Origin of the sequence: Knoellia locipacati (assembly GCF_044791685.1) — a bacterium.
In the GTDB taxonomy this organism is placed as follows: Bacteria; Actinomycetota; Actinomycetes; order Actinomycetales; family Dermatophilaceae; genus Knoellia; species Knoellia locipacati_A.
This window is the reverse complement of record NZ_CP087730.1, coordinates 1,102,701-1,117,391: the sequence shown is the minus strand read 5'-3', so window position 1 is coordinate 1,117,391 and position 14,691 is coordinate 1,102,701. Positions and strand designations below refer to the sequence as shown.

15 protein-coding genes are annotated in these 14,691 nt (G+C 71.9%); 8 read left to right on the top strand and 7 right to left on the bottom strand.

Annotated features, from left to right (window positions below; translation table 11 throughout):
- Nucleotides 1-21 precede the first annotated feature (21 nt).
- Nucleotides 22-468 carry a VOC family protein gene (locus LL946_RS05245; protein WP_404385492.1) on the top strand — a complete coding sequence of 149 codons (447 nt, stop codon included), beginning with the start codon at nt 22-24 and terminating at the stop codon, nt 466-468.
- A 27-nt stretch (nt 469-495) separates the two neighbouring features.
- On the opposite strand, the gene LL946_RS05240 is transcribed toward LL946_RS05245, so the two are convergent.
- The 3 genes from LL946_RS05240 to LL946_RS05230 are packed head-to-tail and all read right to left on the bottom strand — an operon-like array spanning nt 496 to nt 2,403.
- Nucleotides 496-1,101 (bottom strand): energy-coupling factor transporter transmembrane component T family protein, encoded by a 606-nt coding sequence (locus LL946_RS05240; protein ID WP_404385490.1) that lies wholly within the window; start codon nt 1,099-1,101, stop codon nt 496-498.
- Nucleotides 1,101-1,796 carry an energy-coupling factor ABC transporter ATP-binding protein gene (locus tag LL946_RS05235; protein WP_404385488.1) on the bottom strand — a complete coding sequence of 232 codons (696 nt, stop codon included), beginning with the start codon at nt 1,794-1,796 and terminating at the stop codon, nt 1,101-1,103. Before LL946_RS05235 ends, LL946_RS05240 begins: the two co-directional genes overlap by 1 nt.
- Before the next feature lie 19 nt (nt 1,797-1,815).
- Nucleotides 1,816-2,403 (bottom strand): biotin transporter BioY, encoded by a 588-nt coding sequence (locus LL946_RS05230; RefSeq protein WP_404385486.1) that lies wholly within the window; start codon nt 2,401-2,403, stop codon nt 1,816-1,818.
- Between the two features lie 116 nt (nt 2,404-2,519).
- On the opposite strand from LL946_RS05230, the gene soxR reads away from it, so the two are divergent.
- From soxR to purL, 6 genes are all read left to right on the top strand, one after another.
- A complete protein-coding gene (soxR, locus tag LL946_RS05225) occupies nt 2,520-2,972 on the top strand; it encodes a redox-sensitive transcriptional activator SoxR (RefSeq protein WP_404385484.1) in 453 nt (150 codons plus the stop codon).
- A 1-nt stretch (nt 2,973) separates the two neighbouring features.
- Nucleotides 2,974-3,969, top strand: a complete 996-nt coding sequence (locus LL946_RS05220; RefSeq protein ID WP_404385482.1) for a hypothetical protein — start codon at nt 2,974-2,976, stop codon at nt 3,967-3,969.
- A 75-nt stretch (nt 3,970-4,044) separates the two neighbouring features.
- A complete protein-coding gene (locus LL946_RS05215; protein WP_404385480.1) occupies nt 4,045-4,935 on the top strand; it encodes a phosphoribosylaminoimidazolesuccinocarboxamide synthase in 891 nt (296 codons plus the stop codon).
- A gap of 173 nt (nt 4,936-5,108) precedes the next feature.
- A complete protein-coding gene (locus tag LL946_RS05210) occupies nt 5,109-5,423 on the top strand; it encodes a hypothetical protein (RefSeq protein ID WP_404385478.1) in 315 nt (104 codons plus the stop codon).
- Nucleotides 5,424-5,512: 89 nt separating this feature from the next.
- The gene (locus LL946_RS05205; protein ID WP_404385476.1) at nt 5,513-6,178 is read left to right on the top strand and encodes a class I SAM-dependent methyltransferase; all 666 of its coding nucleotides are present in this window, start codon (nt 5,513-5,515) and stop codon (nt 6,176-6,178) included.
- Between the two features lie 79 nt (nt 6,179-6,257).
- Nucleotides 6,258-10,181 carry a phosphoribosylformylglycinamidine synthase gene (gene purL / locus LL946_RS05200; RefSeq protein ID WP_404385474.1) on the top strand — a complete coding sequence of 1,308 codons (3,924 nt, stop codon included), beginning with the start codon at nt 6,258-6,260 and terminating at the stop codon, nt 10,179-10,181.
- A gap of 11 nt (nt 10,182-10,192) precedes the next feature.
- Here the strand turns inward: purL and LL946_RS05195 are convergent, their stop codons facing one another.
- Nucleotides 10,193-10,660 (bottom strand): MarR family winged helix-turn-helix transcriptional regulator, encoded by a 468-nt coding sequence (locus LL946_RS05195; protein WP_404385472.1) that lies wholly within the window; start codon nt 10,658-10,660, stop codon nt 10,193-10,195.
- Nucleotides 10,661-10,730: 70 nt separating this feature from the next.
- Here LL946_RS05195 and LL946_RS05190 point away from each other — a divergent pair, with 70 nt between their 5' ends.
- Nucleotides 10,731-10,928 carry a hypothetical protein gene (locus tag LL946_RS05190; protein ID WP_404385470.1) on the top strand — a complete coding sequence of 66 codons (198 nt, stop codon included), beginning with the start codon at nt 10,731-10,733 and terminating at the stop codon, nt 10,926-10,928.
- A gap of 99 nt (nt 10,929-11,027) precedes the next feature.
- Here LL946_RS05190 and LL946_RS05185 read toward each other — a convergent pair whose 3' ends face one another.
- From LL946_RS05185 to LL946_RS05175, 3 genes are all read right to left on the bottom strand, one after another.
- Nucleotides 11,028-11,612: a hypothetical protein gene (locus LL946_RS05185; protein ID WP_404385468.1), complete on the bottom strand. Its 585-nt coding sequence runs from the start codon at nt 11,610-11,612 to the stop codon at nt 11,028-11,030.
- Between the two features lie 114 nt (nt 11,613-11,726).
- A complete protein-coding gene (locus LL946_RS05180; RefSeq protein WP_404385466.1) occupies nt 11,727-12,524 on the bottom strand; it encodes a spermidine synthase in 798 nt (265 codons plus the stop codon).
- 67 nt (nt 12,525-12,591) lie between these two features.
- Nucleotides 12,592-14,604 carry a bifunctional metallophosphatase/5'-nucleotidase gene (locus LL946_RS05175; protein ID WP_404385464.1) on the bottom strand — a complete coding sequence of 671 codons (2,013 nt, stop codon included), beginning with the start codon at nt 14,602-14,604 and terminating at the stop codon, nt 12,592-12,594.
- Nucleotides 14,605-14,691: the final 87 nt, after the last annotated feature.

The following is a 14,691-nucleotide window of genomic DNA, read 5'->3' as shown; positions in this document are numbered from 1 at the left end:
CGAAACCCTAGGTTGGGCAGCATGCGCGACAACCCCGACCTGGGCATCACCGTCGACTGCGCCGAAGCGCAGGTGCTGGCGCGCTTCTGGTGCCACGCCCTCGGCTACGTCGAGGCCCCGCCGCCGAAGGGTTGGGCCGACTGGTCGAGCTTCCTCACCGACCAGGGGGTCCCCGAGGAGGAGTGGGGCGACGGCGCCACCATCCGCCCTCCCACCGGTGAGGGGCCCTCGATCAGCTTCCTCAGGGTCCCGGAGGCCAAGACGGTCAAGAACCGGATCCACCTCGACCTCAAGGTCAGCGGTGGTCGGCACGTCGACCAGGCGGTCCGCCGGACGCGGATCCGGGCGGTCGAGGCCGATCTCGTCGCCCACGGTGCCCGCTCGGTGCGTGACGACACCGACGAGGACGGACGGCTGGACCACGTCGTCATGCAGGATCCCGAGGGCAACGAGTTCTGCGTCGTCTGACCTGCGAGACGTCCGGCCGGGCGTGGCTCAGTCGTCGACGCCGCGGGCGCTCAGCGCCTCGCCGAGCCGGTCCGCGTGCCGCAGCGATCGGACGATGAGCGGCACGGCGAAGGCCCGCGGGCTCGCCCGCAGCCCTCGGGCGTGCTGCGCCTCCCGGACCTCCTGCGCGAGGCCGAGGACGACGTGCACCGACCGGATGCCCAGCGCGATCATGAGCCCCACCCGCTCCGGGTCGACGCCGAGCCGCCGCAGCCACCCGCAGGCCCGCACGACGACGTCGACCATCGCCGTCGTCCGCGTCGTGAGGGTGACGAGTCCCGCGAGGAGGACGAGGGAGACGAACGACCCCACGACCCCCACGGCGACCTGCCACGAGGCGAAGACCCACTGGACGGCCAGCAGCGGCACCGCGACCCACGAGAGGGCGACCACCTGACGCAGCAGCACCCGCAGCGGCAGGTGCGCGACGGCATACCCGAGAAGGACGAGCGCGACGGCGAGCCCGACCTGCCACGGGGTGCGCCAGACCGCCAGCGCGACGCCGGTGGCGAGCAGGAGGAGCAGCTTGACGCCGGCGCCGAGACGGTGGACCGGCGAGGAGCCGGGCAGGAAGAGCGGGACGGCGGCGGGCATCAGCGTGCGGCGAGCGCGCGGTAGGCCGCGACCGCCGTCTCCGGGGAGCCGTCGTGCACGACCCGGCCGTCGTCGAAGACGAGCACGCGGTCGAACCCGTCGAGCAGGTCGAGGTGGTGGGTGACGAGGACGACCTGCTGGGCGAGCCCGTCGACGAGGCGCCGGACCATCTCGGCGTTGCGCAGGTCGAGCAGGGTCGTGGGCTCGTCGAGGACGAGCAGGTCGGGCTGGGTCACGAGGACGCTGGCGAGCGCGAGCAGCTGCTTCTGGCCGCCCGAGAGCAGGTGGGCCGGGTGGTCGGCGTGGCCCTCGAGCCCGTATGCCGTGAGCGCGGCCTGGGTGCGAGCCCGCACCTCGTCCTTGGTGAGGCCGCGACGACGCAGGCCGAACGCGATGTCCTCGGCGACGGTCGGCATGACGATCTGGGCGTCGGGGTCGGTGAAGCAGAAGCCGACGTGCCGCCGCACCTCGCGCCCGTCCCGGACCGTGTCGCGGCCGTCGACGGTGACCGTGCCCGAGTCCGGGTGGACGAGCCCGTTGAGCAGCCGGACGAAGGTCGACTTGCCCGAGCCGTTCGCGCCGACGACACCGATGCGGTGCTCGGTCAGGGCGAGGTCGACGTCGCGCAGGACCGCCCGCCGCGTCGCCCCGTCACCGAACGAGTGGCTGACGGAGGCGACGCGGATGTCGGGCACGGGTGGGGAGGGGTGGCGGTCAGGCGGAAACGCGGTCGGGGGCCGCCGTGCGCTCGCCGCGCGCGGGGATGAGCCCCGGGTAGGCCGCGTGGACCCCGCTCGCGACCAGCGCCGTGAGGACCGCCTTGACGAGGTCGCCCGGGAGGAAGGCGGCGGCGAGGACGGTCGCCTTGACCAGCGAGATGCCGAGCACGAGCGACATGCCGATGATGCCGAGGACGTTGAGGGCAAGGACTCCGCCGAGGATGTTGGCCATCGCGCCGAGCGTGACCTTGTAGGGGCGGCCGATCCTCTCGGTGAGGCGGCCGACGAGCCAGGCGGCGACGGGGAAGCCGATGAGGTAGCCGACGCTCGGGCCGGCGAAGACGCCGAGCCCACCACGGCCACCGGCCAGCAGCGGCAGCCCGACGGCCACGAGGGCGAGGAAGAGCAGCACCGAGAGGGCGCCGCGCTTGGCGCCGAGGACGGCTCCGGCGAGCATGATGCCCATCGACTGGGCCGTGATCGGCACCGCTCCGCCGAACGGGGAGACGGCCGGCACGAGTCCGAGGGCGGCGATGACACCGGAGAAGATCGCGATGAGCGAGAGGTCGCGGGACGTGAGCATGACCCGTACTGTGCCAGTCCCCGAGGGGGTTGCGACACCTGCCACCACCTGCTGGGCCGGCAGGGGTGTCCTCCCAAGATCTCAAGCCCACTTGAGATCGACCGTAGGCTGGGTGCGTGGACAAGAACGACCTGCTGCCGATCGGGGAGGTCGCCGCACGCAGCGGCGTCTCGGTCCCCACGGTCCGCTTCTACGAGGACCGCGGGCTGATCCAGAGCGAGCGGAACGCCGGGAACCACCGACGTTATGGACGGCATACGCTCCGCCGGATCGCCGTGGTGCGCGCAGGCCAGCGGTTCGGCCTGAGCCTCACCGAGATCGGGGAGGCGCTCGCGACCCTGCCCGCCGACCACCCGCCGACGAGGCGCGACTGGGAACGCATGTCCGCGGCCTGGCACGACGCGCTGACCGAACGGATCGAGGCGATGACGCGGGTGCGTGACGGGCTCACCGATTGCATCGGCTGCGGCTGCCTGTCGGTCACCTCGTGCCCGATCTACAACCCCGACGATGTCCACGCCGCCGACGGCCCGGGTGCGCGCCGCTGGCCGCCGGCAGCCAGGGCCTGAGGTGGCACGGCCTCCGGGCTCGTCGCGGGACGAGGTGGTGGCGTGGCTCCTGGCCGGCGACTCGGCGGTCCGGCACCAGACGCTGCGCGACCTGCTCCACGCCGATGCCGAGGCCGAGGAGCTGCGGGGTGCGATCGCGACCGACGGCGACGCCGCAGTGCTGCTCGCCGCGCGCCAGCCGAGCGGGCACTGGGGGCGTGGCTTCTACCAGCCGAAGTGGACCTCCAGCCACTACACGCTCCTGGAGCTGCGCCGGCTCGAGCTGCCCGGCACCCACCCCGCGGCCCGGGCCACCGTCGACCTGGTCCTCGAGGAGAAGTCACGCGACGGCGGGGTCAACCCCATCGGGTCCGTGAAGGTCAGCGACGTGTGCGTCAACGGCATGTTCCTCGACTACGCCGGCTGGTTCGGGGCACCCGAGGCCGACCTGGTGAGCGTCGTCGACTTCGTGCTGGGGGAGCAGATGGCGGACGGCGGGTTCAACTGCCGGAGCAACCGCTCCGGGGCGCGGACGTCCTCGGTCCACACCACGCTCTCGGTCGTCGAGGGGTTCACCACCTGCCTGGCCTCGGGCGTCGGGCACCGGTCCGGCGAGCTGCGGGAGGCCCGCGACCGGGCGGTGGAGTGCCTGCTCGCTCGAGAGCTGTTCCGGGTGCGGGGCACCCGGACCCCCATCCGGCCGGAGCTCACCCGGCTGCACCACCCGACCCGGTGGTACTTCGACGTCCTGCGCGCCCTGGACGCCCTGCGGGAAGCCGGGGTGGCTCGCGACCCGCGGATGGACGCCGCGCTCGACGTGGTCCTCGGCCGGCGGCACCCCGACGGGCGGTGGGCGGCCGCACGCGGATACCCGGGACAGACCCACCTCGCCTACCCGAGGGCGGGGGAGCCGAACCGATGGGTGACCCTGCGGGCGCTGCGCGTCCTGGACGCCTACCCGCGCCCCGACGCCGACCCGCGCCCCGACGCCGACCCGCGTCCGGACCGCCCGGTCTGAGCGCCGCGAGACGGCTGGAACACCTCCGCGAGGGGACTGGCGCGCGAGCATGGAGCGACTGCGAGAATCGGCGGCATGACGACGCCCGAGACGCAGTCACCGCTCGAGATCCCCGGCTTCACCCACCTCTACTCGGGCAAGGTGCGCGACCTCTACACACCGCAGAGCCGCGACGACCAGCTGCTGCTCGTGGCGTCGGACCGGATCTCGGCGTTCGACTTCATCCTCGACCCGCCGATCCCCGACAAGGGTGCCGTCCTCACGCAGCTGTCGCTGTGGTGGTTCGACCAGCTCGCCGACCTCGTGCCCAACCACGTCGTCTCGACCGACGTCCCCGAGGTCGTCGCCGGTCGCGCCGTTCTGGTCCAGCGCCTCGACATGGTGCCGGTGGAGTGCGTGGCGCGGGCCTACCTCACCGGTGGTGGCCTGCGTGAGTACGTCGCGGACGGCACCGTGAGCGGGCTCGCGCTCCCGGAAGGGCTGCGCGACGGCGACCGCTTCGAGGAGCCGCTCTTCACCCCCTCGACCAAGGCGCCGATGGGCGAGCACGACGAGCCGATGTCCTACGAGGCCGTGGAGGCCGAGGTCGGACCGGAGCTGGCCGCCCGCCTGCGCGACCTCACCACCCGGATCCTGGCCCGTGGCAACGAGATCGCGGGTGAGAGAGGCATCCTCATCGCCGACACCAAGGTCGAGTTCGGTCTCGACGCCGACGGGCGCATCGTGCTCGCCGACGAGGTGCTCACCCCGGACTCGTCCCGCTTCTGGCCGGCCGACCAGTGGGAGCCGGGGCACACCCAGCCCAGCTTCGACAAGGAGTTCGTCCGCGAGTGGCTGCTCTCTCCGGCGAGCGGCTGGGACAAGGCGTTCGGCGGGGCGCCGCCGCCGCTGCCCGCCGAGGTCGTCGAGCGGACCCGGGCCAAGTACGTCGAGGCCTACGAGCGCCTCACCGGTCGCACGTTCTGACGCTGCGCCATCGTGCTCCGGGCATGGCCCGTCGGTGCCCCCTCTCGCCCGCCTCAACGGGCCATGTCAGCAGTGACGGGCCGCGAGTAGCGTCCGCGAATGGCTGACGCTTTGCGTCCCGCGAGGCGTCTCGCCAGGCGTCTCGTCACATGACACGGAGAGGCGAGACCTTCATGAAGAGAACCGCATCGACCTGCATCGTCGCCCTGGCACTCGTGATCGGTGGGGCTGCCTCGGCGTCCGCCGGCGAGTACAACGGCAAGGGCGACCCGATCCCGGGTGGCGAGAACGGCAAGTCCGCCTGCTCGTACTCGGGACGCGACGTGCCGGACAGCGTCGAGGGCAACCCTCCGGGCCGCGACGACGACGACCTGTCGTCACAGCGCAACTACACCCAGAGCTACGGGCTCTTCGTCAGCCTGGGCCTGAAGGACTTCGTGCCCAGCCCCGGCGAGGCCTGCCGCGGGAACATCGAGCACGAGGGCTAGGAGCTCGAGCACCACGACGCCGGTGCGGTCAGGGTTCGTCCGGGCTCACCCGACGCGGACCCTGACCTGCTCGGCGTAGCGTGCCCACCATGAGCACCGAGCCGCGGGGATGGCAGGCAGAGGCGGACCGGCTCGCGCAGGCGAGCGTCGGGCGGGGCGACCCCACCGGCTGGTTCGAGCAGCTCTACGCCGCCGGTGAGTCCGGTGAGGTCGAGATGGCGTGGGACCGCTCGGAGCCCCAGCCGCTGCTGGCCGACTGGACCCGCAGGGGTGAGGTCACGGGCGAGGGGCGCAAGGCCGTCGTCGTGGGCTGTGGCCTGGGTGCCGACGCCGAGCACCTCGCTGAGCGGGGCTTCGACACGACGGCCTTCGACCTGTCGCCCACCGCCATCCGCACGGCCCGGGCGCGACACCCGGGCTCGACCGTCGACTACCACGTGGCCGACCTCTTCGAGCTGCCGCAGGAGTGGCAGCAGGGCTTCGACCTCGTCGTCGACGTCTACACCGTCCAGGCACTCCCCCCGCCGATGCGCGGGCAGACCACGGCCGCGGTCGCCGCGCTCGTCGCGCCGGGTGGCACGCTCGTCGCGATCCACGGCGTCCTGCCGCCGGACGACGACGGCTCGGGCCCGCCCTGGCTGCTCACGGCCGAGGAGGTGGCCGCCTTCACCGAGCACGGCCTGCGCGAGGTCGCCATCGAGCGCATCGACACGCTCACCGACCACCCGTGCTGGCGCGGGGTCTTCACCCGTTGAGCCGAGGTCACGGCCCGGTCCGGGTGCCCAGTAGCCTGTGACCCGGCCCAGCCGCACCTCCCACGGAGATCCCTGAGTGATGGTTTCGTCGCACGAACTCGCCCTGACCACCGTCGACGGCGGCTCTGCGCTGTCACCGTTCCGGGCACGTGCCCTCCTGGCCCGCCTCCAGGCGGTGGAGCCGTCGGTCACCGGGCTCACCGCACGCTTCGTCCACTGGGTCGCGAGCGAGGAGCCCCTCGACGAGACGCAGCGGGTCACCATCGAGCGCCTCCTCACCTACGGCGAGCCGTATGCCGGCCAGTCGCCTTCCGAGGGCCCGCGGACCCTCGTCGTGGTCGGGCCCCGCCTGGGCACCATCTCGCCGTGGGCGAGCAAGGCCACCGACATCGCGCACAACTGCGGCATCGACATCCGCCGCGTCGAACGCGTCACCGAGTACACCGTCGAGGGCGTCGACCTCGGCGACCCGTCCGGCGGATCCGACTCCTCCGACCCGCACGGCGAGCGGTGGGCGGCTCTCGCGGCCCTGCTGCACGACCGGATGACCGAGACCGCCCTGCCGAACCGGGATGCCGCAGCGGCCCTCTTCGAGGAGCGCGAGGCCGAGCCGATGGAGCACGTCGACGTGCTCGGTGGCGGGCGCGAGGCGCTGGAAGGTGCGAACACGGCATACGGGCTGGCCCTGTCCGACGACGAGATCGACTACCTCGCGGAGTCGTTCACCGGGCTGCAGCGCAACCCCACCGACGTCGAGCTCATGATGTTCGCGCAGGCCAACTCGGAGCACTGCCGCCACAAGATCTTCAACGCCGACTTCGTCGTCGACGGGGAGCCGCAGACCCGCAGCCTCTTCGGGATGATCCGGCACACCGAGGCCGTCGCCGGTGCGGGCACGGTCGTCGCCTACAAGGACAACGCCTCCGTGATGGAGGGTGGGCGGATCGAGCGCTGGCTGCCCGAGCGTGGCGACGGACCCGCGACCTACGTCGCGCGCGAGGAGGACGTCCACGTCCTCATGAAGGTCGAGACCCACAACCACCCGACGGCGATCTCGCCGTTCGCGGGCGCGGCGACGGGTGCCGGCGGCGAGATCCGCGACGAGGGCGCGACCGGGCGTGGCTCCGCTCCGAAGGCGGGGCTCACCGGGTTCGTCGTGTCGAACCTCCACCTGCCCGGCACGGACGAGCCCTGGGAGGCCGACCCCTACGGCGCGCCCGACCACATCGCGACCCCGCTCGACATCATGGTCGAGGGCCCGATCGGTGCCGCGGCGTTCAACAACGAGTTCGGCCGGCCCGGCATCGGCGGCTTCTTCCGCGTCTACGAGCAGACCGTCGACGGCGTGCGCCGCGGCTACCACAAGCCGATCATGAGCGCCGGCGGCCTCGGCTCGATCAGCGCCGACCAGACCGAGAAGGTCCGCTTCCCCGCGGGCACGCTGCTGCTCCAGATCGGCGGACCGGGCATGCGCATCGGCATGGGCGGAGGGGCGGCGTCGTCGATGGCGTCCGGCGCCAACGCCGCCGAGCTCGACTTCGACTCCGTGCAGCGCGGCAACCCCGAGATGGAGCGGCGCGCCCAGGAGGTCATCAACCACTGCTGGTCCCTCGGCGCCGACAACCCCGTGCTGGCGATCCACGACGTCGGAGCGGGTGGCCTGTCCAACGCCTTCCCCGAGCTCGTCGACGACGCCGGTCTCGGCGCCCGCTTCGACCTGTCGGCGGTCCCCCTCGAGGAGTCCGGTCTCGCGCCCAAGGAGATCTGGGTCAACGAGAGCCAGGAGCGCTACGTCCTCGCCATCGCCCCCGAGTCGCTGGAGCTGCTCGAGTCGTTCGCCGAGCGCGAGCGCTGTCCGCTGTCGGTCATCGGGGTGGCGGCGGACGACGCGCAGCTGCTCGTGGCCGGCGAGTCCGACGCGGACGTCCCGATCGACATGCCGATGGAGGTGCTGCTCGGCAAGCCACCCCGCATGACGCGCGACGTCACCCGGGTGTCGTGGACCGGGGACACGCTCGACACGAGCTCGATCGCGGTGCGGGACACGGCATACGCGGTCCTGCGTCACCCCTCGGTCGCGAGCAAGCGGTTCCTCGTCACCATCGGCGACCGCACGGTCGGGGGCTTCACGCACCGCGACCAGATGGTCGGTCCGTGGCAGGTGCCGGTCGCCGACGTCGCGGTCACCCTGGCGGACCACGCGGGCTTCGCGGGGGAGGCCATGGCGTCGGGGGAGCGTATGCCGCTCGCTGCCGTCAACGCTCCCGCCTCCGGTCGCATGGCAGTCGGGGAGGCGATCACGAACCTTCTGGCCGCGCCGATCACCGCGCTATCGTCGGTCAAGCTGTCGTGCAACTGGATGGCCGCGGCCGGAGAGACCGGCGAGGACGCCGCGCTCTACGACACCGTGCAGGCTGTGGCGATGGCGCTGTGCCCGGCGCTCGGGATCTCGGTGCCGGTCGGCAAGGACTCGATGTCGATGCGGACCCGCTGGACCGACGCGGCTTCTGGCGAGGCCAGGCAGGTCACGTCGCCCGTGTCGCTCGTCGTGTCGGCGTTCGCCGCGCTGCCGGACGTGCGCGGCACGCTGACGCCGCAGCTCGAGCCCGAGTCGGCGCTGGTGCTCATCGACCTCGGCGCGGGCGCGAACCGTCTCGGCGGGTCGATGCTGGCGCAGGTGTCCGGCGTGTTCGGTGGTGAGGTCCCCGACCTCGACGACCCGTCGCGCCTCGTGGCCCTCGCCGATGCCGTGCGCGAGCTGCGTTCTCGTGGGCTGCTGCTCGCCTACCACGACCGTTCTGACGGTGGTCTGTGGGCGACCGTGTGCGAGATGGCGTTCGCGAGTGGCTTCGGTCTCGAGATCGCCGTCGACTCGGTGGCGGCGCTGTTCACCGAGGAGCTCGGTGCGGTGCTCGGCGTGCGCTCCGACTCTGTCGGTGAGGTGCGCGAGGTGCTCATCCGGGCGGGAGTCGGTGAGCTCGCGACGGTCATCGGCGGCACCCACCCGGAGCGCCGGGTCACCGTGTCCGTCGACGGCGAGGTGCCGCTGGACGAGCCACTGACGGACCTGGCGCAGGCGTGGGACGAGGTATCGTGGCGGATCTCCGCCCTGCGCGACAACCCCGAGTGCGCCGACGAGGAGCACGCGGCGTTCGGCGCCGACGACGACCCGGGCCTGCGGGTGTCGCCCACGTTCGACCCGGCCGACGACGTGGCCGCCCCCTACCTCAACGTCGGGGCTCGCCCGCGGGTGGCGATCCTGCGAGAGCAGGGCGTCAACAGCCACGTCGAGACGGCCTACGCGTTCCACCGCGCCGGGTTCGAGACCCTCGACGTCCACATGACCGACCTCCAGAGCGGCCGGGCGTCGCTGTCCGACGTCGTCGGCCTCGTCGCCTGTGGCGGCTTCTCCTACGGCGACACGCTCGGCGCCGGCGAGGGCTGGGCGCGCTCGGTGCTGTTCAACGACGCGCTCACGGAGCAGTTCCACGACTTCTTCCACCGCGGCGACACCTTCGGCCTCGGCATCTGCAACGGATGCCAGATGTTCGCCGCCCTCGCCGACCTCATCCCGGGCGCCGAGGCGTGGCCTCGCTTCACCCGCAACCGGTCCGAGCAGTACGAGGCCCGTCTCTCGCTCGTCGAGGTGCTCGAGTCCCCGTCGATCTTCACGTCCGGCATGGCGGGGTCGCACCTCCCGATCGCGGTCGCACACGGCGAGGGCTTCGCGAACTTCACCGCGCGTGGCGACGCGGCGTCCGTGCACCGGGTGGCGCGGTTCGTCGCCAACGACGGCGGTCTCTCACCGGCATACCCGTTCAACCCCAACGGCTCACCGGACGGGCTCACCGCGGTGACCACGCCGGACGGCCGGTTCACGGCGATGATGCCGCACCCCGAGCGGGTCCAGCGCAACGCGCAGATGTCGTGGACGAGCGGCCGCGTCGACGACGTCTCGCCGTGGATGCGGATGTTCCGCAACGCTCGCACCTTCGTCGGCTGATCGTCAGGCGGTCAGGGGGCCGAGCGGGCGGCGGTGATGAGGCGGGTGAGGCCGTCACGCAGGTCCTCGAGCTCGCTGAGCTCCATGCCGAGGCGCTCGAGGATCGCCGGGGGCACCTTCTCGGCCCGGCGACGGAGTCGTGCGCCGCTGGGGGTGAGCGAGACCGCGAGGGCTCGCTCGTCGCGCGGGTCACGTGCCCGGGTGACGAGGCCGCTGGACTCGAGGCGCTTGAGCAGCGGTGACAGCGTGCCCGGCTCGAGGCTCACCCGACGCCCCAGCTCGCTCACGGTTAGTGGCGTCTCCTCCCAGAGCGCGAGCATCACGAGGTACTGCGGGTGCGTCAGCCCCATCGGCTCGAGCAGCGGCCTGTAGAGCGCGATGACGTTGCGTGACGCGACCGCCAGGGCGTAGCAGACCTGGCGGTCGAGGGCGAGCAGGTCGGTACCCGCCGCGGCGGGGCTGGTCTTCGACGTCGTCACGGGTCCGATCCTACGATGCTTCGGTGATATCGTGAGTGCACAAACCATTTGTGCTCGAAGGAAGGCGTCGATGAGCAAGCCGGAGAACGAGGGGCTGTCGCTGGGCTACCGGCTCGGCTACCGCATCCAGATGGCGATGTTCGAGGTCTTCGGGCCGGCCCAGCTCGGCGAGGGTGACGACCCCCAGATGAGGCTCAGGCGTCGCCGCCGGGCCAAGGTCGAAGCGGCCCGTGAGGCCCGGGTCGCCCGCGAGGCCGACGCGGCCTGACCCCGCCGAGGGTTGTCGGGGGCAGGCTGCGTCGTCGCCGACACCTTCGGCCCCGACCGCGCGAGGTGGTCCCGACAGCCTGCGGGGCCTGCCAGCGCGTCACCCCACGGCGATGCCGAATGGGTCGTCCTCGTCGACCTCGGTGCCGTCGTGCACGAAAGTGGTCGTCCAGTACTGGCGGACCTCGACCCCGGGTGCCTTCTCGACGCGGCCCAGCCCACGACCGTGGAGCAGCTCGCTCACCACGTTGTGGGGTGTCTGCACGGCGATCTCGGCGTCCTCGGCGGTGTCGCCCGGCCAGGTCTTGGCGTAGGCCCGACGGCCGGCCGCGAGGAATGCCTCGGGGTCGGTGATCCGGAAGTCCCACCGACCCAGGACCGACAGGACGTCGCCCTCCTCGTCCTCCTCGTCGTTCCAGTTGTCGTCGTCCTCGTCGTCTTTGTGGGTGTGCACTCTGATCGACGTCGATCCGCACCAGTCGAACTCGGCGTCGGTGAAGGCCACAGCGGCCTCGTGGACCTCGTCCGTGGACTCGAAGTACGGACCGAGCTCGCGCTGACGGCCCTCGCGCCCCGTGGTGAGCTCGACGTGTCGCCGGATCTGCGCGATGAGCTGTTCGGCGCTCGCGGCGTAGCGCTCACGGGCGGCTTCGGTCCACTGCGTGTCCTCGACGTCCTCATCCATGGCGCGAGGTTACGTGTCGACGACATGCACGGCACCCCCGTTTGTCGGGGGCAGGCTGCGTCGTCGCCGACACCTTCACCCCCGACAGCGCGAGGTGGTCCCGACAGCCGGCGGTCAGTCGGGTGGGGCGGGGGACTGGGCCGTGTCGTCGCGGGCGGCGCTGAACGGGTAGGCGCCCGCCGCACGTGACAGCACCTCTCCCGGCGCCACCACACCCGTGGGCAGCGGCTGTCGGGCCGCCGCCCGCCGCATCGCGTCGATCGGCAGCGCCTCGCGGGACGCGGCGAGGACGACGTTGCCGAACCCCTTCGCCTTGAGGACGTGGTGCAACCCCACGTATGCCGTCTGCGCACCCGGTCCCAGCGCGGCCCGGGCACCCGAGGCGACGCGTGCGGCATACCGGAGCCCGGGTCGGTCGCCGAGGTTCGCGAGGAGGAGTCCGCCCGGCGCGAGGACGCGCGCCACCTCACCCAGCCACTCGACCGTGGTGAGGGACGCGGGGACCTGCCCGCCGGCATACGCGTCGAGGATGACGAGGTCCGCACTGGCGGAGGCGAGCCCGGCGACGCCCTCCTCGCCACTCTGCGGCCGGACCCGGATGCGGTGCCCGCGCGGCAGCGGGAGCTCACGGCGCACCGCCTCGGTCAGCGGCACGTCGGGCTCGAGCACGATCTGCGGCGAACCCGGCCGGGTGTGGTGGACCCAGCGCGCGAGCGTCAGGCCGGCACCGCCGACATGGGTGACCCGCACGGGAGTCGGCCGGGCGAAGACCGCGTCGATGCAGAGGGCCAGCTGCTGGACGTACTCGAAGACGAGCAGTGAGGGGTCCGTGAGCGAGACCGCCGACTGCGCGTGACCGCCCACGGTGATCCACGTGACGTCGCCGTCCTCGACGAACTCGGCCTCACTCACCCGCACAGCCAAGCACCCCCCGCGCCGTCGTGGCGCAGGGGGTGCTCGGGTCCGGCGAGGTGGGCGGTCAGCCCTTGACCTGCACCGGGATGTAGGCGGTCGTGCCCGTTGGCTGGGCGACGACCTTGAGGTATGCCGTGCGCGGCGAGTCGTCCGGCAGGATCTGACCGGTGAGCTTGAACGACACGGTCGCGGCACCGTCGCGCGTCGGGATCGGGGTGGTGATGCGACCCTGGACGACCGGGAAGGTGCCCACGGTCCGTCCGTCGAGGGTGACCGTCACCGAGGTGTTCCTGACAGGGTTGGCCGAGGCCAGGTCGAGGCCCTCGACGCGGAACGACGTGGTCTTGCCGTAGTTGACCGCCTGCGGGGCGCCGAGGACTCCGACACCGTGCTGGACCTCAGGAGGCGAGACCGGGCTGTTGGCCTTGAGCCAGTCGACGAAGGCGTTCTGGTCGACCAGACCTGCCTCGCGGTAGTTCGTGCCCTTGAGGAAGGTCCCGAAGTTGTCCGGGGCCGCGCCGACGTTGGTGATGAGGAAGGACGAGGACGTGATCGTGTAGACCTTCGCCGGGTCGATGGGCGCACCGTCGAGGAAGACGCCGGTGATCCGGTCACCCAGGGCCCGCGCCGGGTCGTAGGTGTAGGTGACACCCTCCGACAGGCCGAGGGCGAGGAACGGCCGCGAGGAGCCGGGCTGCCACTGCTCCTCGAGGATCTGCTTGAACTGCGCGCCGGTGTAGTCGGCGACCTTGAGGGCGTTGCCGAACGAGAGCACGGTGGCCGCCTGGGCGAACGTCACGGTGCCGTCGGTGCCGTAGAGCAGGTCGGCGCGCACGCCGCCCGGATTCATGACACCGATGTCGGCGCCGAGCTCACGCCCGGGGGCGTTGACCGACTCGACGTACTGCTGGGCGATGAGGTTGGACAGGGCCGACTCGCGACCACGGTCCGAGCCCGCCGTGCCGGCGCGGGTGATGTCGGCCGTGACCTCGCCGACCTTCTGGTTGGCGATGGGTGCGGCGTACGCGATGGCGTCGTCGATGATCTTCGAGGCAGCCTGGAACGTCGGGTTCGCGAGGCAGCCGGCGGTGGGGGCGGTGGCCGGGACGAGGGCGGCGTTGTAGGCCGTGACCTTCTTGGCGGTCGCGTCCCAGCCGAGCTGGACCTTGCCGACGGTGGCGGCGTACTGACCGGTCTGGAGCACCGGGCGGGTCGAGCCGGCGGCCTCGCCGGGGACCTGCACGTCGTAGACGTAGGCCTGGTGGGTGTGGCCCTGCATGATCGCGGCGACCTTGGGCGACGTGTCGTTGACGAGGTGCGCGAAGACGGGGACCTTGAGCTGGTCCTCGAGCGTGCCCGACGTCGAGGAGTAGGGCCCGCCCTCGTGGTACTCGGCGATGATGACGTCGGCCTCACCGTTGGCGGCGTTGCCGTCGGTCAGCTGGTCCGCGACGCGGTTGACGCCCACGACCGGGTCGATGAAGTCGAGGTTCGCGACCCCCGCACCCTCGACGAGGTTGGGGGTGTCCTGCGTGACGCCACCGACGACGGCGACGCGCACACCGGCGACGTCGTACGACTCGTACTGCTTGAGCGCCGGGGTCTGGGTGCCCTTGAGGAAGACGTTGGCGCCGACGTACTCGAAGTCGGCGCGCGGCTCGACGCGCTGGGTGAGGTCCTCGTAGCCCTGGTCGAACTCGTGGTTGCCGACCGCGGAGGCGTTCATGCCGATCGCGTCGAGGAAGTCGAGCGTCGGCTCGTCGTTCTGGATCGAGGACGTGAAGGGCGAGGCGCCGATGAGGTCGCCGGCGCCGAGGGTGAGGGTGTTCGCGGCGCCGAGGGCTTCACGCTGGGTGAGGATCGTGCAGGCGAAGTTCTTGCCCAGCGTCCCCTTGCCGTCGGTGTCGATGCGACCGTGGAAGTCGTTGAGGTTGAGGATGTTGATCGGCGTCGTCCCCGCGGGGAGCGGTCCGCCCTTCATGTTGGTCGCCGCCGACGCCGTCGTGCCGGTCATCGCTGCCGAACCGGCCAGGATGAGGCCGACCGTGGCCGTGGCGAGGGTCTTGCCGTGCTTCATGGGTCCTCCGGGGAGCCGTTCACGCCGGGCAGGGGCCCCGGCAACTCGCTCATGCTGCCCCACATTTGCCGCGGAGTCACCGGGTCT

What these genes read in the sequence shown, in the direction of transcription:
- LL946_RS05245 (WP_404385492.1), top strand. Translation starts at nt 22, where the DNA reads ATGCGCGACAACCCCGACCTGGGCATCACCGTCGACTGCGCCGAAGCG.
- LL946_RS05240 (WP_404385490.1), bottom strand. Translation starts at nt 1,101, where the DNA reads ATGCCCGCCGCCGTCCCGCTCTTCCTGCCCGGCTCCTCGCCGGTCCAC.
- LL946_RS05230 (WP_404385486.1), bottom strand. Translation starts at nt 2,403, where the DNA reads ATGCTCACGTCCCGCGACCTCTCGCTCATCGCGATCTTCTCCGGTGTC.
- LL946_RS05215 (WP_404385480.1), top strand. Translation starts at nt 4,045, where the DNA reads ATGACGACGCCCGAGACGCAGTCACCGCTCGAGATCCCCGGCTTCACC.
- LL946_RS05210 (WP_404385478.1), top strand. Translation starts at nt 5,109, where the DNA reads ATGAAGAGAACCGCATCGACCTGCATCGTCGCCCTGGCACTCGTGATC.
- LL946_RS05205 (WP_404385476.1), top strand. Translation starts at nt 5,513, where the DNA reads ATGAGCACCGAGCCGCGGGGATGGCAGGCAGAGGCGGACCGGCTCGCG.
- purL (WP_404385474.1), top strand. Translation starts at nt 6,258, where the DNA reads ATGGTTTCGTCGCACGAACTCGCCCTGACCACCGTCGACGGCGGCTCT.
- LL946_RS05190 (WP_404385470.1), top strand. Translation starts at nt 10,731, where the DNA reads ATGAGCAAGCCGGAGAACGAGGGGCTGTCGCTGGGCTACCGGCTCGGC.
- LL946_RS05185 (WP_404385468.1), bottom strand. Translation starts at nt 11,612, where the DNA reads ATGGATGAGGACGTCGAGGACACGCAGTGGACCGAAGCCGCCCGTGAG.
- LL946_RS05175 (WP_404385464.1), bottom strand. Translation starts at nt 14,604, where the DNA reads ATGAAGCACGGCAAGACCCTCGCCACGGCCACGGTCGGCCTCATCCTG.